General features: G+C 50.6%; 18 protein-coding genes, 1 tRNA gene, 1 other RNA gene and 2 pseudogenes. 5 read left to right on the top strand and 17 right to left on the bottom strand.

The window, feature by feature from the left end; genetic code table 11:
• Positions 1-306 precede the first annotated feature (306 nt).
• The 12 genes from ffs to pcrA all read right to left on the bottom strand — a co-directional run bounded on the left by ffs (position 307) and on the right by pcrA (position 14,121).
• An RNA gene (gene ffs / locus QZ105_RS06115) (signal recognition particle sRNA small type) lies at positions 307-406 on the bottom strand.
• 52 nt (positions 407-458) lie between these two features.
• Positions 459-548: transfer RNA gene (locus QZ105_RS06110), tRNA-Ser, on the bottom strand.
• A gap of 244 nt (positions 549-792) precedes the next feature.
• Positions 793-1,638 carry a universal stress protein gene (locus QZ105_RS06105; protein ID WP_293728967.1) on the bottom strand — a complete coding sequence of 282 codons (846 nt, stop codon included), beginning with the start codon at positions 1,636-1,638 and terminating at the stop codon, positions 793-795.
• Between the two features lie 133 nt (positions 1,639-1,771).
• Positions 1,772-2,077 carry a helix-turn-helix transcriptional regulator gene (locus tag QZ105_RS06100; protein WP_293728966.1) on the bottom strand — a complete coding sequence of 102 codons (306 nt, stop codon included), beginning with the start codon at positions 2,075-2,077 and terminating at the stop codon, positions 1,772-1,774.
• A gap of 271 nt (positions 2,078-2,348) precedes the next feature.
• Complete coding sequence (locus QZ105_RS06095) at positions 2,349-3,746, bottom strand: FAD-binding oxidoreductase (protein WP_293728965.1); 1,398 nt, start codon at positions 3,744-3,746, stop codon at positions 2,349-2,351.
• 86 nt (positions 3,747-3,832) lie between these two features.
• Entirely contained in the window at positions 3,833-5,233 is a 1,401-nt protein-coding gene (locus tag QZ105_RS06090) for an FAD-binding oxidoreductase (RefSeq protein WP_293728964.1), read from the bottom strand.
• A 45-nt stretch (positions 5,234-5,278) separates the two neighbouring features.
• Positions 5,279-6,685, bottom strand: a complete 1,407-nt coding sequence (locus tag QZ105_RS06085) for an FAD-binding oxidoreductase (protein WP_293728963.1) — start codon at positions 6,683-6,685, stop codon at positions 5,279-5,281.
• Entirely contained in the window at positions 6,685-7,461 is a 777-nt protein-coding gene (locus tag QZ105_RS06080) for an EFR1 family ferrodoxin (RefSeq protein WP_293728962.1), read from the bottom strand. Before QZ105_RS06080 ends, QZ105_RS06085 begins: the two co-directional genes overlap by 1 nt.
• 176 nt (positions 7,462-7,637) lie before the next feature.
• Positions 7,638-8,882, bottom strand: a complete 1,245-nt coding sequence (locus tag QZ105_RS06075) for an outer membrane protein transport protein (RefSeq protein WP_293728961.1) — start codon at positions 8,880-8,882, stop codon at positions 7,638-7,640.
• A 96-nt stretch (positions 8,883-8,978) separates the two neighbouring features.
• On the bottom strand, positions 8,979-9,794 hold the full coding sequence (locus QZ105_RS06070; RefSeq protein WP_293728960.1) for a hypothetical protein: 816 nt from the start codon (positions 9,792-9,794) through the stop codon (positions 8,979-8,981).
• 23 nt (positions 9,795-9,817) lie between these two features.
• Positions 9,818-11,860 carry an NAD-dependent DNA ligase LigA gene (ligA, locus tag QZ105_RS06065; protein WP_293728959.1) on the bottom strand — a complete coding sequence of 681 codons (2,043 nt, stop codon included), beginning with the start codon at positions 11,858-11,860 and terminating at the stop codon, positions 9,818-9,820.
• Positions 11,861-11,901: 41 nt separating this feature from the next.
• Positions 11,902-14,121, bottom strand: coding sequence for a DNA helicase PcrA (gene pcrA / locus QZ105_RS06060; RefSeq protein WP_293728958.1), 2,220 nt, complete (start codon positions 14,119-14,121; stop codon positions 11,902-11,904).
• A gap of 386 nt (positions 14,122-14,507) precedes the next feature.
• Here pcrA and QZ105_RS10565 point away from each other — a divergent pair, with 386 nt between their 5' ends.
• From QZ105_RS10565 to QZ105_RS06040, 5 genes and pseudogenes are all read left to right on the top strand, one after another.
• Complete coding sequence (locus tag QZ105_RS10565) at positions 14,508-14,585, top strand: putative holin-like toxin (RefSeq protein ID WP_366936003.1); 78 nt, start codon at positions 14,508-14,510, stop codon at positions 14,583-14,585.
• Between the two features lie 261 nt (positions 14,586-14,846).
• On the top strand, positions 14,847-15,656 hold the full coding sequence (locus QZ105_RS06055) for a tRNA 2-thiocytidine biosynthesis TtcA family protein (RefSeq protein WP_293728957.1): 810 nt from the start codon (positions 14,847-14,849) through the stop codon (positions 15,654-15,656).
• A complete protein-coding gene (locus tag QZ105_RS06050; RefSeq protein WP_293728956.1) occupies positions 15,653-16,519 on the top strand; it encodes an EamA family transporter in 867 nt (288 codons plus the stop codon). The genes QZ105_RS06055 and QZ105_RS06050 overlap by 4 nt, the downstream gene beginning before the upstream one ends.
• An 86-nt stretch (positions 16,520-16,605) precedes the next feature.
• A complete protein-coding gene (locus QZ105_RS06045; RefSeq protein ID WP_293728955.1) occupies positions 16,606-17,175 on the top strand; it encodes a transposase in 570 nt (189 codons plus the stop codon).
• Positions 17,176-17,356: 181 nt separating this feature from the next.
• A pseudogene (locus tag QZ105_RS06040) lies at positions 17,357-17,485 on the top strand (TnpV protein); the annotation flags it as partial.
• Between the two features lie 184 nt (positions 17,486-17,669).
• On the opposite strand, the gene QZ105_RS06035 reads toward QZ105_RS06040, so the two are convergent.
• The 5 genes and pseudogenes from QZ105_RS06035 to QZ105_RS06015 all read right to left on the bottom strand — a co-directional run.
• Positions 17,670-19,145, bottom strand: coding sequence for an ATP-binding protein (locus tag QZ105_RS06035; RefSeq protein WP_293728954.1), 1,476 nt, complete (start codon positions 19,143-19,145; stop codon positions 17,670-17,672).
• A 27-nt stretch (positions 19,146-19,172) separates the two neighbouring features.
• Positions 19,173-20,075 (bottom strand): hypothetical protein, encoded by a 903-nt coding sequence (locus QZ105_RS06030; protein ID WP_293728953.1) that lies wholly within the window; start codon positions 20,073-20,075, stop codon positions 19,173-19,175.
• Between the two features lie 4 nt (positions 20,076-20,079).
• Positions 20,080-20,358 (bottom strand): DUF6429 family protein, encoded by a 279-nt coding sequence (locus QZ105_RS06025; protein WP_293728952.1) that lies wholly within the window; start codon positions 20,356-20,358, stop codon positions 20,080-20,082.
• 48 nt (positions 20,359-20,406) lie between these two features.
• On the bottom strand, positions 20,407-21,351 hold the full coding sequence (locus QZ105_RS06020; protein WP_293728951.1) for a hypothetical protein: 945 nt from the start codon (positions 21,349-21,351) through the stop codon (positions 20,407-20,409).
• A gap of 289 nt (positions 21,352-21,640) precedes the next feature.
• Positions 21,641-22,544: pseudogene (locus tag QZ105_RS06015) on the bottom strand (IS3 family transposase); the annotation flags it as partial.

Below are 22,544 nucleotides of genomic sequence, written 5' to 3'. Positions count from 1 at the left end.
GACTCGCAGCGAACTTTTCAAACCCTGCCACCCCTGACAGAGCAATCTCTCACGTCCGCACCTTGCTTTGGATACATTATACCACACTTGTCCCCCCCGGCAAGAGTAAATTAGTCAGACTTATCGCGAAAATTAGTAAAATTTATGTAGGTTGCGTTCTAATCAGACACCAGCTTTAACCGGGCGCTTCCGCGCCCGCTCTTGCCCTCAGTTCTACCCCACTTTAGCAGTCCATGTGCAAATCCCTTATAAACGCAAAAAAGCGCCGAGCTTTCGCTCGGCGCTGCTTACTTCCCTGTAGGGCCGCAAATCCGGGCGCCCCCGCGGCACATGAAAGTATCCGCTTAAGGCTGCTTCCTTCCGGACCTGACCTGGTTCACAGGCTCCCATTGCGCAGGACCCGAATTTACGGTCCCACAGAGAAGCAATAAAAAAACCGCTATTGGCGGCCGATTTTATGGCGGAGAGAGAGGGATTCGAACCCTCGGTACGGTATCCCGTACACACGCTTTCCAGGCGTGCACCTTCAACCACTCGGTCATCTCTCCAAGGTTGAAAACTTAAACCATTTTCAATTCGCACCTTTGACGGCGCACACAGTAGCACAACTGCGTATATTATTATACTGACTTTAAGCGTTAAAGTCAATAACTTTCTGTAAAAAATTTTATATTTTACCTGCCAGATATTCAGTGCAGGAAGCGGCAGTAAGACTAAAAAGCGGCTGCCCTTACGGACGCCGCTTTTTAATGAGCTGTATTTACTTTAATACAACAACTTCACCGCGCTCTGTCAATCGTCGTTATCCTCAGCAGGTAAGAGCATGACCGCGCAATCCGCATTAAGCACCACGTTTTCCGACGTGCTGCCTAAATCGTCGCCGCTGGTCATATCGGCGCCGGTTTTCGCCAGCATAATCAGGCTGACGTTATCGCGCTCGCAGATAGCCGCTATTTTTTTAGAAGCCACGCCATGGGCGATACGGTAATCGGCGTCGATGCCGAAAATTTTCATCTCGTCCACCAGCTCCTGCAAAAAGAGCATAGCGCTGCCGTACTTTTCTTTATAATCCCGCTTACTGCGGCTATGCTCGATAACGTGAACAAAAATCACCTTACCCACAAATTCGCGCAGGCTGCGGATAATATTCAGCCCCTCAAGTGATTTACGCGAAAAATCCGTAGGCAGCAGCACCGTTTCCAACAAATTGCCGGTCGTCTCGTCCTCCTCGTCCTTATTTATCAGCAACGGAAGATTAGCCGCTCTGGCCAGCTCATAGGTCGTGCTGCCCATCAGCGCGCGTTTAAAAAAGCCCTTGCGGTGCGAAGCAACTAACAGCAAATCGGCTTCGCATTCTTCGGCCAAGGCAGCCAAAGCCGGAGCTGTTTCACCGGACGGCATAACGATGGAAATATCTTCATAGCCTGCTTGCTCTATATCGTTTTTATACCCTTCCAGACGGCTGCGCGCTTTTTTATAGCTGCTACCGTCGGGGTCGGCGTCGTCGTCATCTTCAAATACGTGCGCCAAAACCACTTCTGTTTCCGTATCGGGGCACAAGCTAAACAGACACTCAGTCAGCTTATCGGCCTGCGGGGACAGATCCGTGGCCAGCAGGACCTTGGTGAATGTACTCATTTATCTGCTCCTTTAAATAGAAATATATAATAGATAAATTTCGCCATAAAACGTAAAATTCCTGCCGCCGTAAATTATAATTTACTACAAAAAAGCAGGGGCCGCAATGGTCCCTGCAAAAAGCAACAGCTTATCAATTACCTTTATTCTTTTTCAGCAGCAGCAGCAGCTCAGTCAAATCGGCCAAAGTAACCTCTTCCTTCTTAGGCTCCTCAACTGCTCCCTCAATATCCACGAAAAAGCTGCTGATAGTGCAGGCCAGCGCTTCACGCAGCTTAATCAGGTTGGGAATTGTCAAACCGGCGCGGCCGTTTTCAATATTGCTTAAATGAGTTTGAGTAACGCCAATTTGCTTGGCCAACTCCGTCTGAGAAATATTTTTGGTGACGCGCAGCATTTTTACGCGAGTACCTATGAGCTTATTGTAATCCTCTGTCATTCACATACACCCTTTCCTTAATTTATATATAATAATATTTTCTGACGTTATGTAAATACCTGTTAGCATTATAACACTTCTTTCTGTCATAAACAAGCCTTGTATCTACCTGATGCGATAATTTTTTTAAAGATATCCTATTGAAACGCAAGCAGAGGAAAATATAGTATGCCTCTGCAAAAATAATTGCTAGAAAGTCTTTATACTTTATGCAAGCATAAAAACGGCGCGCCTTGCTGCCAAAGCGCGCCGTCAGAGCAAGCCTGTTGCTTTAAGCGTTCAGCAGCTTGCCGGGATTCAGTATATTATTGGGGTCCATAGCCTTTTTAATAGTTTTCATAATGGACATTTCCACAGGGTTGCAGTATTTTTCCAGCGCCGCAATCTTTTTAGCGCCGATGCCATGCTCGCCGGATAAACGGCCGCCAAGGCTGTAAACGTAAGCGTAGCAAATGCTGTGGAATTCGTTGACCTGCTTTTCCCATTCCTCATCGCTCAAATCCATTTTCAGGATATTGAAATGCAGATTGCCGTCGCCTGCGTGAGCCAGGCACATACATTTGAAAGAATATTGCTGGGAGACCTCCATCAAATGGTTCAGACAGTCGGCAATTTTATCCACCGGCACCACCAAATCGTCAGAGGTGGAAACCTTGCTCAAAGCCTTGGAACCTTCCAGACAGCTGCGGCGTACCTTCCACACGCGCTCGTCGGCCTCTACCACGTCGGTAGCGCCGCAGGCAGTGCAGATTTCGTCCAGCTGCTCCATCTTCATATCCAGCTCGTCCTCGTTAAAGGTTTCTACCGTCACGATAACGTAGCTGCCGTCCTCATAATGGGGCAGGCGCAGCTCGGCGTAATCGCTGGCCGCGCGCACGAAGCCGTTATCCATAAATTCCACGCTGGTGGGGTTCAACCCGGCCTTAATCAAATTAGGCACCAAATCCACGGCCTTGGCCACGTCGGTAAACACAGCCAGAATATCCAAACGGTAAGGACACAGCGGCAGCAGCTTTAGCGTAGCCTTGGTAATAATGCCCAGCGTCCCCTCGCTGCCCATAATGAGCTGCTCCAGGCAGTAGCCGGTGCTGCATTTTTTCAGACGGCTGCCCAGCTCCACAATCTCGCCCGTCGGCGTAACCACTTCTACAGAATAAACCTGATGGCGCGTAGTGCCGTAACGCACGGCCTTATTGCCGCCTGCATTGGTAGCAATATTGCCGCCGATTAAGCAGCTGTCGGCGCTGCAGGGGTCGCCTGCATACAGCAAACCTGCTTCGTTAGCCATTTGCTGAATCTCTACGGTGCGCGCGCCGGCCTCCACTACCATATACATAGCGTCGGCGTTCATTTCGATAATCTTATCCATGCGCTCCATCAGCAGTACAATGCCGCCGCATACGGCGATAGCGCCGCAGGATACGCTGGTTCCGGCGCTGCGCGGCGTTACCGGAACTAAAAATTTATTGGCCAGCTTCATAATAGCTGCAACCTCTTCCGTACTTCCCGGCAGCACTACTGCTTCCGGCAAATGGTGGTAATGCGGGTCCGGCTCCTCGTCGGTTTTATAACGCTCCAGCGTTTCCGCATCGGTCTTAACGTATTCTGCGCCTACAGCGGCGCGCAAAGCCTCCAAAACTTCTTTTGTTACGGGATTATACTTAGCCATAAATCAAAATGCTCCTTTACTTCTATACTACTGTGCTACTTTATATTATCACGGCCCGCAGTTCCGCGCCGCACATAAACCTTCCGTCAGGCGTTAAACACCTTGCCCGGATTCAAAATCAGATTGGGGTCCCAGGCGCGCTTAATTTTACGCATTAGCTCCAGCTCTCCGGCAGGAGTAAATTCCTCCAGAAATTCGCGCTTTTTAGCGCCGATGCCGTGCTCGCCCGCCAAACGGCCGCCGTGAGCGTAAGCGTAGGTATAAACCTCCTGCGTAAAACGGCGCAGATTGCTTTCCCACTCCTCGTCGCTTAAATCCAGCTTGCACAGCACGATATGCAGATTACCGTCGCCGATATGTGCGTTAATCCGCAGCGGGAAGGGATATTTCTTCACCGTTTCGATAATGAACTTCACCATATCGCTCATTTTGTCCACGGGCACCACCACGTCGTCCGTAGTGCAGACCTTGCTTATAAGGCTTACAGATTCCAAACAGTTGCGGCGCATAGCCCAAATGCGGTCGTCGGCCTCCAGCACGTCGATAGCGCCGCATTCCTCGCAGATTGCGTCCAGCTGCTCCATCTTCATATCCAGCTCGTCCTCGTTAAAGGTTTCCACCGTCACGATAACGTAAATGCCCTCGTCGGCGTGGGGCGCGCCGGAAAATTCCAGGAAGCGGGACGTAGTGCGCACATTGGCGTTATCCATATACTCAATGCTGGTAGGATTGATGCCAGCCTTGATAATTTTCGGCACCACGCTCATAGCCTGCACCGGGTAGGTAAACACTGCCAGCAAATCCAGGCGGTAGGGCGGCAGGGGCTGCAGCTTCAGCGTGACCTGCGTAATGATGCCCAGCGTGCCTTCGCTGCCGATTACCAGCTGCTCCATGCAGTAGCCTGTGCTGCACTTTTTCAGCGGCGCGCCCAAATCCACAATTTCGCCCGTCGGCGTTACGATTTGCACCGCGTAAACCTGATTGCGCGTTACGCCGTAGCGCACGGCCTTATTGCCTCCGGCATTAGTCGCCATATTGCCGCCAATCTGGCAGCTTTCGGCGCTGCAGGGGTCGCCCGCGTATAAGAAACCCTGCTCGTTAGCGGCTTTTTGAATATCAATAGTGCGCACACCGGCCTGCGCCACCAGGTACATACCTTCTTTATTAATCTCGATAATCTTATCGAGCCGTTCCATGAGCAGCACAACGCCGCCGCACACAGCGATAGCGCCGTCGGTAATGCCCGTGCCGCCGCCGCGCACCGTCAGCGGCACCAAATATTTATTGCACAGCTTTACTACGGCGGCAATTTCCTGCGCGTCAGCGGGAGAAATTACCACGTCCGGCAAATGAAAGCAGCGCTCGTCCTTTTCCTCATCGGTTTTATAGGTATCCAGCGTAACCGCATCGGTACGCACATACTCGTCGCCCACAACGGCGCGCAGCTCCTCTAAAAATTCTTCGGAAACAGTATTATATTTCGCCATAAAGTTCCCCCCGATTTCAATTTATCAAACGATGCGAGCAATGTTTTAAGCGTTAAAAATCTTGCCGGGATTCAAAATATTATTCGGATCCCATGCGCGTTTAATTTTCCGCATCAGCTCAAGCTCGCCCGCAGGCGTAAATTCTTCCATATAAGACAGCTTCTTCGCACCGATGCCGTGCTCGCCCGCCAGACGGCCGCCCTGCGCGTAAGCATAAGCGTAAACCTCCTCGTGGAAAGCATGCACGTTGCTTTCCCACTCCTCATCGCTCATATCGCATTTGCACAAAACAATATGCAGATTGCCGTCGCCAATATGCGCGTTGATTTTTACGGGAATAGGGAAAGGATACTTGGAGCCGATATGCATAATCTCTTTTATCGTCGTCGCAATTTTATCCACCGGCACAACTACGTCGTCCGTCAGGGAAACCTTGCTCACCAGGCTGATGGACTCCTGACAGTTGCGACGCATCGCCCAAATGCGGTCGTCAGCCTCCAGCACGTCGATAGCCCCCGCTTCCTCACACAAATCGCTGAGCTGTTCCATTTTCGTATCCAGCTCGTCCTCCGTAAAGGTTTCCACCGTAATGATAACGTAAATGCCCGTTTCATAATGCGGCGCGCCTTTAAATTCAATATAATCGGCAGTGGCGCGCACATACGAATTATCCATATATTCGATACTTGTCGGATTGATGCCGGCCTTATTTATTTTCGCTACCAGAGACAGCGCCATATGCGGATCCTCGAACACAGCCAGCACGTCGAAACGATACGGCGGCAAAGGCTGCAGCTTGAGTGTTACTTTTGTGATAATCCCCAGCGTGCCCTCGCTGCCCATAACCAGCTGCTCCATGCAGTAGCCGGTGCTGCATTTTTTCAAGCGTGCGCCCACCTCAACGATTTCGCCCTCCGGCGTAACCATCTCAAAGCCGTAAACCTGATTGCGCGTTACACCGTAGCGCACAGCCTTGTTGCCGCCCGCATTAGTCGCCAGGTTAGCGCCAATCATGCAGGATTCGGCGCTGCAGGGATCGCCAGCGTAAAGGAACCCCGCTTCATTAGCCATTTTTTGAATGTCCACGGTGCGCACGCCAGCCTCGGCAATTAAGTACATACCTTCAGTATTCATTTCAATAATTTTATTCATGCGCTCCATCAACAGAATGATACCGCCGCAAACGGCAATCGCGCCATCAGCCAGACTGGTGCCGCCGCTGCGCACAGTTACAGGCACCATGTACTTGTTGCACAGCTTCACTACCGCAGCCACCTCCTGCGCATCTGCGGGACGCACTGCGGCCTCCGGCACGCGGAAACGGCGCGGGTCATATTCCTCGTCAGTTTTGTAGGCGTCCAGCCTTTCGGGATCGGTGATAACATTTTCTGCGCCCAATGCGGCGCGCAGCTCTTCGAGCATTGCTTCGCTCACAGGATTATATGCTTGCATTATTTAACCTCCTGATGCAATAATTCTTCTATTTTAATATTAGGATTAGTATAGCTAAGATTGGCCTTAGATTTCATGCCGCCCATCTGAATAGCATGCTGCGGACACCAATTACGGCAGCCAAAGCAATAAGCGCATTTATCCCCGAAAACAGGCCGCTGCTTTTCCATAGTAATATTGCCCACAGGACACAGCTTAGCGCACAGGCCGCAGCCTACGCAGCGCTGAGGACGCAGCCGCAGCTTGCCCACGCGCAGCACATTGCGCAGGAAGCACCAGCTCAAGGAAACGCCAAAATATTTCCACAGCCTGCGCTCTTGGCAAAGGCTTACGTCACGCTTACGCTCGTGCAGCCGCGTTACGATCTCCGCCAACGCTTTATCAGCGGCGATGAGCGTTGCATCGTTGTGCATTTGCGAAGCCATAAAGAAATTATCCGGCATCACGACGGCGGCAGCATAATCCAGCGTTATATTTTTCTCTGCCAACAGCTCCTGCAAATGCTTCAGCGCCCGTCCCTGGTTGCCGCCCATAGTCGCTATGCCAAAGCAATACTCTGTCCCGGCCTGTAAAGCCCGCAAAAAATTCTGCACCAGCGGCGGCAGGTCGAAGCAGTACACCGGGCAGACGATGCCCACAATCTCGTCTTCCACCTGATAGGGATGCGCTAGATACGCGGCCATCGGCTCCAAGCGGCACTGCGGAAGCACAGCGGCAGCCTGCTTGGCAGCGTCCAGGCTGTTGCCCGTACCGCTGAAATAAAAAATCACTGACATAAACGTCACCTGCAATTTAGCTTAAAGTATGGCGCAAACAGCGTGCCTTACAGCAGCGCAGTTCGCTCCATTCTAATTTTTTATTATATTACAAAAAAGCTTTTTTGTCTTGCCTTCATCGATAAAAAAAGTAAAAGGCCTTCCTCCGCAGAGAAAGACCTTTTGTTTTTTTGCATTTAAAATTTACGTTGGTAAGAAATGGAAGCAATCTTGGTATAGCTGTCGCGCGTATGAACGCTATCATACAAATCAGTTGCTCCACCTTTAAAGTCAAGGCAGCCTACATTCATCCAGGCAAGCGCAAAGCCCAGGGTTTGCTTCTTATCATGGTACTGCATACCAACAGAATAAGTCGTGCGCGTGCCGGTCGGAATCATAAAATCGCCGCCGTCGTAAGGAATGGAGCTTTCATCGAAAGCGTAGCCCAGCATACCGCTGTACTTATCGCTGAATTTATGCTCCAAGCCTATGGCAAAGCGTTTGCCATTCGACCAGTTTTTCGGATTATCCGAGCTAAACGGAACATTAGAAAACGAAAGATTCAAAGCGTCATAACGCTCCCAGCGAGTCCAAGTGCCTCTCAGTTCAACGCGCGTTTTATCGTCAAATTTATGACTGTAGCCAATATCTAAGCTTTCCGGCAGAGTAACTACCCCATAAGCATCACCGTATATATCCATGTTAACAGGTCTGCCTAAGGCAGACAGCCGCGGATGAAAGTCATAATCCGCTTCCATGGAATGGTTTATTTTGCTGTGATAAACTATACCCATTTCATTTTTTTCGTCAAATTTATAGTTAGCAGCAGCATTCCACCCCAACGCATAGCTCTCGCCCTCAATATGCATTGCCGCTCTACCATTCGCAGCGGCAATAGCCATTGCAATATTTTTATCCAGCTGCAAGCCAACATAGTTGACCTCAGCTCCTAAAGCAGCTGTCCATTTTTTATCAAACTTATGCGCATAGTTAGCGCCCAAGCTCAGGCCGTTCAGCTTCGAACTAAAAGCGTTAGAGCCAGCAGCAGAACTACGCTCGAACTGCGATACCATGCCAAAGCGGCTATACGCGCCGATACCGACCCAATCCTTATCGTTCACCTGCTTTACATAGTAGCTGCCGGGAGCCCATGCCGGGTGTACTCTGTTATGGCCGGATTGTTCTAAAGGCGAACCTTCCAAGTCATACTTGCCGTGCGGGCTTAAATAAGTCGCGCTTATTTTCAGCGCTTCGCCCTCCACCTTAGTAATGGAAGCAGGGTTATAAGCCAGATTAGCGGCGTCGTCCTCGGCAAACATGCGCGCGCCGCCCATAGCCAAACCTTCAGCGGACCATTCGTAAATAGCGAAGCCCTCCGCGCCCACAACCTGCGGCACGAGCAGCGCGGCGGCTGCGCTCAAAGCTAAAAGATATTTTTTCATAGGTTTTCCACACATCCCTTCACCACAATTTTTCTAAAATAGCTATAAGATATTTTAACAGATTTGACAAAGTCCTGTATAAAAACCTTTAATTACTCATTTTAACTGGCCGATTAAATCAGCTGCGTTAAGCCCGCTATGCTCAGACTCCTGTCGCCTGCGGAAATTATCCTCCTGCAATTTGCGCACCTCCGCCAGCGTCGGCACATTGTCGCGCTCCCACGGCTGGTACTGGATGGTCGTGCAGTGAAGGTACTTTGCATAGCGCTCTTGCGCGTCCTCCGCTGCCGCGGCTTCAGCCAAATCGCGCTCCGCCGCTTCCGTCAGAGGGAACGATTGGTAAGCCTCCGCGATTTTGGCGCAAGCGTCCTCATATGCGCCCTGCGCTGCCAGACCTTCGGCCATAAATACCAAAGCGCGGAAGCGATAAGGATTTACGCCCGCGTTTGCCTTTTCCTGCTCCAGCATCGCCGCAGCTTCGGCCGCAGCCTTTTCCTCCTGCCCGCCGCTGCGCAGCAGCTCCAGTCGGCGCACCCAAATTTTGCCGCGGTCGGCGCTGCGGAAAACATGGGGATAAGCGCGGCACAAACGATAGGCTTCCTTTAAATAAACCAGCGGCGCTTCTATGGTTCCCGTCAGCTGCCAGATAATCTGCGCAATATCCCGCAGGCACAGCACCTTATGTTCGGCCTCGCTGAGGCCAAAATCCGGCGCATCCTCCATATCGGGCTGCACGTCCCTAACTGTCGCGAGAACGGCCATCGCGCCCTCCACGTCTTTTAAAATCAGCAGCATGCGCCCCACGGTGCTGCGGCATTTCCAGTCGTTATAATCGTTAATAAAGCTTAAAGGGATGGGGCAATCATAGGTAGCGACCCGATGCACATATCCCTGCCATTCCAATTGATCCATAAAAATACCTCCGTAAACGCAATTTATCTTTCTCCCTGCAGCATACGCAAAAATTCTGCTTCGTCGATAACCGTTACGCCCAGCTGACGCGCCTTGTCCAGCTTACTGCCGGCCTCCTCGCCGGCGATAACGTAATCCGTCTTTTTGCTGACGCTGCCGCTGACCTTAGCGCCTACATCCTGCGCCATGGTTTTGGCTTCGACCCGTCCCAGCGTAGGCATGGTGCCCGTAAAGACCAGCGTTTTGCCGAAGAAGGGATTATCTTCTTTGGCCTCCGGCGCAGTAAAGGTCATTTTAAGTCCGGCCGCCGCCAGACGCTCCAGCAAATCGCGGTTGGCCGGCACGCTGAACCAGGTAACTACGCTTTCGGCAATTTTTGCGCCGATATCGCGAATCTGCGCCAACTGCTCCGGCTGCGCCTCCAGCAGCTTATCCGCGCTGCCGAACTGCGCCGCTAAAATCCGCGCCACCTTCGCGCCCACATGACGGATGCCCAAGGCGAACAGCAGCCTGTCCAGCTCGTTTTCCTTGCTGGCAGCCAAAGCCTGCAATAAATTATCGGCAGACTTTTCACCCATACGCTCCAGCTGCAGCAAATCCTCCCGCCGCAGGCTGTACAAATCGGCAGCGTCGCGCACCAAACCGGCGTCCAGCAGTTGATTGATGACCGACGGACCGCAGCCGTCGATGTTCATAGCGTCGCGGCTGACAAAATGAATCAGCCCTTCGCGCCCCAAAGCGGGACAGTGCGGATTAGTACAGCGGATGGCCGCCTCCGCGCCCTGCCGCTCCACGCTCCAACCACATTCCGGGCACACCGTCGGTATCTCCACCGGCTTTTCCGCGCCCGTGCGTTTTTCTGCCGCCACCCGCAGAACCTCGGGAATAATTTCGCCTGCCTTATTGATAATAACCCTATCGCCTAAGCGAATATCCTTGGCTTTAATAAAATCCTCGTTGTGCAGCGTTGCCCGGCTGACTACGCTGCCGCTAAGCTTCACCGGCGTCAGCACCGCCGTCGGCGTCAGCACGCCAGTGCGCCCTACGCGCCAGTCGATATCCTCCAGCGTGGTTTCCGCCTGCTCCGGCGGATATTTAAAGGCGATAGCCCAGCGCGGGTCCTTGCCCGTAGCGCCCAAAAGCTGCTGCTGTCGTACTTCGTTAACCTTGATAACCGCGCCGTCCGTATCGTAAGCCAAGCCAGAGCGCCGCTCATCAAAATCCTTGATATAGGCCAAAGCGCCGTCGATATCCGGCACCACCTTATAATTTTCGCTGACCTTAAAGCCGTAGGCCGTCAAAGCCGCCAACGAATCGCTGTGCCTAGCGCGAGCGCCCTCACCCACGATATAATAGGCGAAAAAACTCAAAGAACGGCTGGCCGTCACCTGCGGGTCCAGCTGGCGCAAACTGCCTGCCGCCGCATTGCGCGGATTGGCAAATTCGCTCTCGCCCCGCTCCGAACGCTGCTCGTTAAGCTTCATAAAGGCGTGCCGCGGCATATAGACCTCGCCGCGCACGTCCAACAGTTCCGGCAGCTGCTCACCCGGCGGCGCCTGCAGCACCAGCGGAATACTGCGGATAGTTCGCACATTAGCCGTCACATTTTCGCCCACCACGCCGTCACCGCGAGTAGCGGCGCGCACCAGACGACCGTTTTCGTAAATCAAGCTGCACGCCAGGCCGTCTATCTTGGGCTCCATAACATATTCCACTTTACTGCCCGCAGGCAGGCCGTTCCTGACCCGTTCGTCAAAGGCCCGCAGCTCGCCTTCGGAAAAAGCGTTGGACAAGCTCAAAAGCGGCTCCAAATGTCGCACCTCGGCAAACTGGGAGCTGGCGCGTCCGCCTACGCGCTGTGTCGGCGAATCGGCAGGCACGCTGTCGGGCCAGGCTGCCTCCAGCTCGCGCAGGCGCACCAGCAGCCTGTCATATTCGCTGTCGGTAATCTCCGGCGCGTCCAGCACATAATATAAATATTCATGATGGCGAATCTCCTGACGCAGCTGCTCGGCCTCGGCCAGATCCTGCGTCTTTTCGTCCGCAAATAAATCCGTTTCTGCCATAATTTTCTCTCCTGTATATAACCCTGCTGCGCAGCATCAGCCTACAGCTTTTCCAGCGGCGCGTATTTGGTCAGCAGACTGCGGATACCGCCGCCTGCGAAAGCCACGTTGACCTCCTGCCCGTCCTCGCTGTCCTTCACGGCCACCACCGTACCTACGCCCCATTTCTTATGGCGCACCTTATCGCCTGCGCGGAAGCTTTTAGCAGCGCCGCTTTCCTTGGGCACAAAGCTGGACTTGGGCTGCAAAAACCAGTTGGCGGTTTTGGGACGTGCCTCCTGCCGCTGCTCCGTCGGGCGCAGAGCGGGCCGCGGCAGCGCAGGCCGCTTATAAACGTGGATTAAATTCCGCGGCACCTCCTGCAAAAAGCGGGAGGGCGGATAGGAAATCGTATGACCGTAAATCATACGCGCGCGGGCGTTGCTTAAATACAGGCGCTTTTCCGCACGGGTAATGCCCACATAGCACAAGCGCCGCTCCTCCTCGATTTCGTTTTCGTCCAGCAGCGTGCGGGCATGTGGGAAAATGCCCTCCTCCATGCCCACCAAAAATACGGTGGGGAACTCCAGGCCCTTAGCCGAATGCAGCGTCATCAGCGTCACCGCATCGTCGCCCAGCTCGGCGTCGTCGATGTCCGATACTAAAGCCACGTCGGACAAAAAGTTTTCCAAAGAAGCCTCATCGCCGTTACGGGCCGCCTTCTCAGCAAAATCCTCGGCCACGCTCAAAAGCTCCTGCAAATTCTCCAGGCGGCTCTGGTCCTGAGCGCTGCGGCTCAGCTCCAGCTCCTCCTGATAGCCGGTGCGCTGCATCACGTCCGTAATCAGCTGCTTCACCGTTTGCTCCTCAGCATCTCCCATAAACTCAAACAGCAGACCTGCCAGCTCGTCCAAAGTTTTCACAAAGCGGCTGCTCAGCCCCGGCACTGCCGAAGCATTGGAAATTACATCGAACAGGCTCTGCTCCGTTTCTGCCGCATAGGCCTGCAAACGGGCCAGCGTCGCGTCGCCGATGCCCCGGCGCGGCACGTTGATAATACGCAGCAGGCTCAAGCCGTCGTGCGGGTTAAAAATCAACCTCAGATAAGCGATAATATCCTTAATTTCCTTGCGCTCATAAAACTTGGTGCCGCCCACCATCGTATAAGCGATGCCGCTCTTGATAAGCATTTCCTCAAACACGCGGGACTGGGTATTAGTGCGGTACAGCACGGCCATATCGCCTAAGCGCTCACCCTGCTGCTGCAGCTCCTGCATGCGCTCGATGACGAAGCGAGCCTCGTCCCGCTCGTCCACCGCCTGATAATAGGTAATTTCCGTACCTGTGCCGTTATCCGTCCACAAATTTTTCGGCTTGCGCCCCGTATTGTTTTCGATAACCGCGTTAGCCGCATCCAAAATCACCTGGGTGCTGCGGTAATTCTGTTCCAGCTTCACCAGCTTAGCGTCGGGGTAATCCTTTTCAAAATCCAAAATGTTTTGGATATCCGCGCCGCGCCAGCCGTAAATGCTCTGGTCCGCGTCGCCTACCACGCAAATATTACGGTGCTTGGCGGCCAGCAGCTTCGTCAGCAAATACTGTGCGTGGTTGGTATCCTGGTACTCGTCCACCATCAGATAATCAAATTTATCCTGATATTTATTGCGTACCTCCTCGTTCTGCTGCAAAAGCCGCAGCGTCAGCAGCAGCAAATCGTCGAAATCCACGGCGTTATTGGCCCGCAGCTTCGCTTCGTAGGCTTCGTAGATCTGCGCCACCTTCTGCTCGTAAAAATCGCCTGCCTCTTTGGCAAAATCTGCCGCCGACTGCAGCTGGTTCTTCGCATTGCTGATACGGCCGATAATCCCCGCAGGCTGAAAACGCTTTTCGTCCAAATCCAGCTCTTTCAGAATCTGCTTAATCAGATTTTTCGTATCCGTAGTATCGTAAATAGCGAAATTATTGCTATAGCCCTCTAATTTATCGATATCGCGGCGCAGCACGCGGGCGCAGAAGGCATGGAAGGTAAACAGCCACACGTCCTTAGCAGCCAGCCCCGCCATCTTATCTACACGCTCGCGCATTTCCGCGGTGGCTTTATTAGTAAAGGTAATCGCCAAAATGCGGTAGGGACGCACGCCCTGCTGCAATAAATGCGCCACGCGGCAGGTCAGAACCTTCGTCTTGCCGCTGCCCGCACCCGCTAAAATCAGCATGGGGCCGTTAATCGTCTGTACGGCGTCCGCCTGCTCTTTATTTAAACCCTGCAATGTATCCGTCATATCTTTCAATAACCTCCGTCAAATATCCGGCCGCGACGGCAGCCGAAAGCTTACTAAAATATTCGTTCTTTATTATACCACAAGGGCATATGTTCTGCTAAGCTCTGCGTTCGCCTTCGGCTCCGCAATCGCTAAGCATTCACATTATACCATGACTGCCGCGGCTCTGCCAAACTCAGTCAGAGAACAAAAACTCGCACTCCAAATAAATATAAAGCCTTGCTCACAGCTTTACTTACCGGCGTTAAAATTTCTGCTTTAAGCGCATTCGGAAAGAATGTGACCAAGGCTTTTCCTTAACTAAAATAAAACTTATGATATAATACCTTGCATGAGATAGCTGATAGTCGGCTTTCCTACTCCCTAAGAGTAGGGGGTGATGTACTATGACGGTATTCGAGGTCTTATCTTTAATGATAAGCTTTGCAACCCTAGTAGTTCTCATTCTCTCATTCCGCAAATAGGAATGAGAAAAGCCGCCTAACATGCGGTTAAGCGGCCTTCCGTCAAATTTTTAATTTCTCGGGGAGAGCTGACTTGCCCAATCAGCTATCTCTGTTTTTATTATATACTTTGAATGGCAGAAAGTCAACTTTCGATGAGCGTCTGCATTACTGCCGTTAATGCGCCGCGCATAAAATATACCTGCGCCGTATATATTGAGCCCTGCGCCCTAATGTGCTAGAATAAATTTATCTTGAGCCTGACGCTTAAAGGAGTCTGTTATGAGTAAAAATAAACCCTTCGTGCCCGCCGAGGACCTCAGCAAGCTGTGGCGGGCCATCATAGAATTCGATATGCTGCAGCCCGGCGACCGCATTCTCGTCGGCCTCAGCGGCGGCAAGGACAGCATGCTGCTGACCGCTATGCTGGCGGAAATCAAAAAGTATTCTCCAATCCCTTTTGATTTGGCCTGCTATACCGTCAACGGTATGTTTTCTCCCGACTTTCCCAGGCAGCGCCTGCAGGAATTCTGTGCCCAGTACGGGCTGGAGCATTACAGCGACGACGTGGACGTAATGGCCGCCCACGCCCGCAAGGGCGGCAGCCCCTGCTTCACCTGCGCCTATTTCCGCCGGGCGGCCACTAACCGCCGCGCCCAGGAGCTGGGCTTCAACAAGGTAGCGCTGGCGCACCATAACGACGACGCCGTCGAAACCTTCTTTATGAACTTAGTAACCTCGGGCCAGCTGCGCACCTTTTTGCCGGTAACGCCTCTTTCACGCTCCGGCATTACCGTACTGCGTCCACTGCTGTATTACAGGGAAAGCGAAATACGCCGGCTGGTTGCCAAACTTAACCTTGAGCCCATCAAAAACCCCTGCCCCTACGACGGTCATACCATGCGGCAGGATATCAAAGAACATATCGCCCAGCTCGACGGCCGCTACCCGGAAATTTACGAGCATCTGGCCGCCGCCATGCGCTGCTCCCAGCAGCAGGAGCTGTGGCCTGCCAAGCCCGAAGCCAAAGAGCTGATCGGTAAATTCCGCGCCTTCTGGCAGCGTAAAAAAACTCAGGAGGCTACCAAATGAAAGCCCGCGCCTATCTTTACATCATCAGCGCGGCGGCTCTATGGGGACTCATCGGCCTTTTTGTCAAAATTCTGGCGGGGCAGGGCTTCACCTCCATGCAGATTGTAGCGCTGCGCGCCATAGCATCGGCTTTTTGCATAACTCTTGTACTTTGCAAGCTGGGGCTGCGCCATCTGCGCATCCGCCTGCGCGACGCCTGGCTGTTTGCAGGCACGGGCATCTGCAGTCTGGTATTTTTCAATTACTGCTACTTTAACTGCATGCAGCAAAGCAGCCTGGCCGTAGCGGCGCTGCTGCTTTATACCGCGCCCATCTTCGTCATGCTGCTGTCGCTGCTGCTCTTTGGAGAAAGCTTTAATCTTCGCAAGGGCGTTTCGCTGGCCTGCACCTTCATCGGCTGCGCCTTCGTCACCGGCGCTTTCAGCAGCGGCCTGACGCTGACGCTGGCCGGCCTGCTTTACGGCTTGGGCAGCGGCGTAGGCTATGCGCTGTACAGCATTTTCGGCAAATACGCCGTACAAAAATATTCCTCGCCGACCATTACCGCCTATACCTTTTACTTCGCTTTAGCCTCCGTGCCATTGGCGGACTTTAACAGGGAAGCCTTTGCCCGCCTCGACCTGACCAGCGTGCTGTGCAGCCTGGGTTTGGGTCTGGTCTGCGCCGTCATCCCCTATATCTTTTATACTAAAGGGCTGGAGCAGGTGGAGCCGGGGCAAGCCTCCATTCTTGCCACCGTGGAGCCCTTCGTGGCGGCGGCCCTAGGGATGCTGGTCTTCGCCGAGCCCCTAACCTTTGGCAAAGCTGCCGGCATGCTGTTGATTTTTTTCTCCATCGTAATTTTAAATCTGCCGAAAAAATAAAAGTATCAACTATACAAAAAGCTCTGTGCATGTACCGACCCCAAAAAGTTAGACCTGAAATCTAACGATTGGAGGTCGGTATTTTTATGGCTAAGTATAGTTTTGAATTTAAGAAAAAAGTAGTTATGGCATATCTTAATGGCGAAGGAAGTTTTAAGTATATTGCTAAGAAATATGGTGTACGCTCAGATACAGATGTAAGAAAATGGATTGCCAATTATAGAAATTTTGGGGATCAAGGATTATTTAGTTCCAGGCAAAATGCAACTTATTCTTTTGAAAAGAAACTTTCTATAGTAGAATTATATCTATCAAGTGAAGTATCATATCAGGAGTTGGCTATTCGAGAAGGCATCTTAAATCCAAACCTAATAACTAGTTGGGTTAGTCGCTTTCGCATAGCAGGCCCTGAGGCGTTGAAACCACATAAGAAAGGTCGAAAGAAAATATTGGATAATGCAATTAATGTACAATCAACAAATGCTCCTTCCACCGGTGTAAGTGCTGAATATATAAAACAACTAGAGGACGAACTTCTTAAATTAAGGATAGAGAACACCTTTTTAAAAGAACTGAGGAGACTGCGTTTAGAGGACGAAGCAAAAATGAGAGAACGGCGCGCGTCATCAGCAGTCTCCGAAGAGAGTTTAGATTAAAAGACCTTCTCTCGTACACAGGAATGCCTAAAGCGACCTGTATGTATTGGCAAAAACGATTCGAAAGAGCAAATCCTGACAAAGAAATAGAAGAAAAGATCATTGAGATTCATAAATTCAATAAAGACTATGGATATCGAAGAATGGTTGGAGAACTTCGTAACCAGGGATATACGTATCCGCTATGTCGGAGCAGGAGGGCGTGACCGAGGCACTCAAAACGGCTGACCAAATGGAATGGGTACGCCGTAAAAACAACATCCGCAACCGTGCGGAGGAAATCGTCTTGACTGAACTTGTATATTCTTAAACGAATGCCCGTTATCGGCTATGTTGGCTGATAACGGGCATTAGCTTTTTGATGGAGCGAACAGTTACCTCTACAGTCACCTTGGGGGTGGAGACTGATAATGTATGCCCAATAGCCGCTTATCCGCTGTCTGCCCTAAACTATCTTGGTCACTAATAGGCAGTTCCGTTTTACAGGGTCACACTTATTTCTTTGGTTTTGTAAATTTATACTTGCCTTTACCTTGCCCGATGATCGGTTCAATCAGTCCTGTTTCTTTCAGTTTATTTATGAGATTACCGGCAGCAGTAATAGAGATGTTCACGATGTCCATTATATCATTACGTCCAAATACTCCATCGAAGCTCATGTGGGCAAACAGTTTTTTTGCGTTTTCCTTAGTGTTCTTGTTTGCGTTCAAACTGTCAATCGCAGCTTCAATTAAAAGGTTTTCAGAAGCAATTAACACATTTTCTCCGTCAACTGCAACTTTTTCCGGGTCAATTAACACCTTTTCAATTGGAACATTGTAATTCAGATTGTAGAGCGTAGCAAAAAAAGATGTGGGTGTCGATCTGAACATCGGCTCGACTTCGGGACGGTAATTGACCGCATGGCGATAATCTGCCTTGATCTTCTTGAAACCGCTGCCACGACGCTCCATAAAGTGCATACGGCTGAAAATATCAGCAATCACAGGGTTGCGGCGTTTGGATGCAACATTGTCCGTATCAAGCTCTTGTACGATAGAGCCGTCAAACATTCCACCGGGGGAATATACTTCCATTCGGTCATCGAAAATATCAATGTGTACCTCGCTGCCGATCTCCATATAGTCACGATGAATCAGCGCATTGACAATGACCTCATGTACTGCCTGTTCGGGGTATTCGGGCATCTCCACCCGTCCATTGCCGGTCTTTTTCCACCGTTTCTTGGTATTGTTCTTAACGAACTCGGTGCCGTTCTGCAACAGAGACACCAATGAGCCGCTGTATTCCTTATCATCAAGTGCTTCCATAATGCCAGAGGCTTTGTCCAAGCCGTACCAACGAGTGCAGAACAGGCGAGAGTGCCGCATCGGAGACTCGTCCGCCAACAACACGCCTGCATTGGTCAGCATATTGTTTTCATCAACAAGCTCAAAAGAAACAAAATCGGAATCCGTCAACTCTGTACCCGTTCTCATACGATAAACGGAGCGCAGTTTCGTAAAGGCAAGCGATTCAAATGAATAACGGGTAGAGAGGCTGTCAAAAGACGTATTGCTTCCACGCAAAACAAGCCGCTTCAAATCTACCGCACTTGCAGGGACACTCTCATTGCCGATGCGAACATGGGCTATTCTATTACCATCGCCCGTGTAGTAATAAGGAGTTTCCTGCCCAGACGGAACTCGCAATACAACGAATTCTTTACCGTCCTCTGCGTGAATTTCCAAAATCACTTGCGGGGCAGGATCCATTTTGGTTTTGATAGCTTCGCTGATTTTCTCAGAGACACCCTTTGCATCATCTAAACCGACAAGAACTTCATCGTTGGACACACCGAAAAACAATGCGCCGCCGATCCCGTTGGCAAATGCGCTTACGCTTTTTAACCAACTTTTGGGCTTGCGTTCTTCGAGCATTTCTTTCTTATCATATTCCGTAGCTTCGCCTATAAAATCAGATAATTTCATATAGTTTATACCTCGTTTCCTTTGCGATCAATCTTTCTTGTCCTTCGCTCTACTCTTATAAACATTATACTTATTCTTACACTGAGGGCTGCAAAATACCGCACTCGGTCTGCTTGCCACAAAGGTCTGCAAACAATGCTTGCAGATGCGGATGGGTTTTTCCGTGTCGGTCAGCATAAAGCTGAACATCATTTGTATCCCAAGCATAAGGGAGTGAAAATTCCACACAATCGTCGGCTTATCCAGTAAAGCAATACGGTAGGTCGGTGCATTGCCGCCGAAGGCTTCCATGCCCTGCTGCATCAAAAGCCGCTGTTCGGGGGTCATCGTGTCGTAATCCTCGTAGAACAGCACGGAGGTCAGATAGGTAAAGGCAATGTCAATAAACTGCTGCTTTATCCACTCATAAGGCTCGGCATATTCTCTCTGGAAGCTCATATTGACCGCCATCGGCTTGTCGGTCATGGTCATGGCAAGCGCCATCATTGCACGATCATTCTGGATGCTCCACATGGATTCCACTCCACGCTTGACCACATCCGGCTTAACAAAAGGAAAGAACAAATCCAGATAGTCCATTGTGTCCATGGATTCCTCACGGATAAAATGGTTCTTTGGCAGATATACAGCCTCATAATCCATAAAGCTCGGTGTGGTAGGCAGTGCCGTCATAAGGCCAAGCAAGCCGTACTTGACTGCAAATATCTGAATTGCCTTTTGTATCTCTTTCGGCGTTTTCTTCTGCGATTCCATGCGGCCAATGTCAATGGCGTCCAGAATAAGCCGCTGATATTCGCTCAACGGATCATAAATGCCGGGCTGCGCCATTTTTGTCGGCGTGAGGTACAAAGTGCCGTTCTCCGCCGTTTTCCATTCATATTCACTATATCGCACCCAATGGCAACTGGTGCGTTCAAATAAATTCTTCATATTCTCACCTACGCTTCCAATCTTCAATCCCATATTTGGCTAAGAGCTTTTGAGCCTGTTCCATACCGCTTTCGGTAATGTAAACGGATTTGGAACGGGATGGATGGTTGCCCTGTCTTATGTAATCCGCATCATCCAGTTCATTTAGAATATCGAAGTCATATCCTTTCCAAGCATAAAAATCAGTTGCTTCGTCAAATTTCTCTCCCTGTGCAAATCGGGAAAGGTATATCAGCATCATTGTCAATTCGCGCATTGCTTCATCCGTATTGATATTAGCCATATTCTTACCCTCCACTATATATTGTAACCGATATTATCCATTATTATATTACGCATCACTGTTGTTTTCAATATCTACACCGTTTTCTCTTAAAAAATCTTTATCGAGCAAGCTCAAGGGCTGCTGTATCTGCACTTTTTCGGTAAGTGCGGCAAGCAGCTTTTTTCGTATCTTTTTGAGCATCGTGTTTCGCACTTTGCGGATGTTACGGTCAGACTGCCCACGAATAGCGGCAATTCTGACAGAATTATACTGCCGCAGTGCCCACAGGAACATAAGGAATTTGCTATCTTCGCTCAATTCCCGCAGGATATTGGATATATCCCCATCCGTCACAAGCTCGTGGATGTCGTAAGGACAGTAGAAAATGGAATCTACGAAATCACCTTTGCGTTCCAGCTTGGACAACACATCGTTGAGAGTGTCGGGAAAGTACAGCCCGCCTTCGGCTGCTCCATAGTCAAGGGGAACATCGTCACCACTTCGGTACAGCTCGTGATAGCGCTCCTTGCGCTGACGGTTGGCATCGAGCCGATCATACCACGCCACAAGGTTTTCGTAATCTTTGAGCGTTCGGGCAGAATCCTCCAACCGTTTCAGAGCCTGCGCCCGAAGCTCACGCTTTAAGAGTTTTCGTTCGGGCTGCTCATCTCCGGTATCGTCCCCGTCATCCTCTATGGGATGTTCCTCTGCATCGGCTTCCAGTTCGTCAATGAGCCGCTGTTCCTCGGCAAGCCTGCGTTGTGCCTGCTCCTGTTCTTCGGCTTCTTCATCCTCAATACTGGAAAATGTTACTTGTTCTCTTCGCTTCTTTCGGGGAGATTCATTGGGATCGGCTTCATCGGTGGTATCTTCCTCGTCATCCCAAAGGGCATTTTCATCTTCTTCATCTTCGTCTATGTAATCGGAAGCGTCCGTGTCGTATTCATCATAATAATCAGTATCTTCATCATAAAGATTGTCATTTTCGTATCGCTTGGGTTCGTCGTACACCGCAGGAACCCCCTTCAAAAATATTTTTCAAATTTTCTTTGATTATTCGAAAAAAAGTTCCGCTAAACACCCCGTATTTCTCCTATTAGCGAGGAAGTAATACATTCTGTCCCTTATTATATTACTTTGATGTGGTATAAAAAAAGTTGACACCCAATTCTCAAGGATTTGAGATATAATCAAGAGAATAAGGAGTGAACAAAAATGGCAGAAAACAGACAATATGACCACGAATACAAAGTGATATTGTCAATATTAGTTGACACATTTTTCTCAAAGATATCACTGATTATACTGCAAGTCCCAAAACTTCATAATACTGCTTGCGTCTTAGCATGGGGGAAGACCGCCATTGGCGGAGCATATCCTCCGGTTGTTCCAGTAACTAATAAAGTAGCGCCATATTAATACATTTAATTCTTCTACAGTCATCCGCTCTGTATCGTAACGATCATATAGGAGTTCGGTTTTCATCCGTGCCCACATACTTTCGCAGCGTGCATTATCATGGCACATCCCTCCGGCACTGTTCATGCTCTGGCGGATGCCGTGTCTGCTAATGGCCTGACGGTAAATCTCACTGGTATACTGTGCTCCACGGTCACTATGGATAATGGATCCTCTCAAAGATGGATAGGCAGTCAGAGCGTTCTCTAATGTATGGACACATAAATCTGCTCTCATATTCGTCTCCATTGCAAGACCGAGCACGCACAGATCAAAGCAGTCGAAAATCGCAGATACATACAGTTTCCCGTCTGCCGCCTTGATCTCCGTAATATCGGTGACACACTTTTGCAGCGGCGCATCGGAACGGAAATCCCTCTTCAGCAGATCCTCCGATTTCATTGCTTCCCGGTCAGCTTTTGTAATCCCGTTCGGTTTGCGCTTTGGGCGATGACTAAGGGCAATCTGATCCATGACTCTGTACACAGTCCGTTCGCTGGGAATAGGGATGCCCTCCGGCTGTTTCAGTAGCAGCGCCTGATACATCCGAATCCATCCGTAGGTATCGTTGCATTCATCCTCGCGGTAGATCTCTTTCATTACATCTGCCAGATCCTGATACTTCCATGGGCGGTCTTTGTTCGCGAGATATTTATAAAAATCCTGCCGGCTGATGCCAAGCATCCGGCAGTAAAATGAAATTTTCCCGGTAATCCTGCCGTCCTCTGTTTTCAAAGCCAGAAAGA

The sequence above is a fragment of the uncultured Phascolarctobacterium sp. genome (genome assembly GCF_905212365.1).
Classification (GTDB): Bacteria; Bacillota; Negativicutes; order Acidaminococcales; family Acidaminococcaceae; genus Phascolarctobacterium_A.
This window is presented reverse-complemented; position numbering and strand designations above follow the sequence as displayed.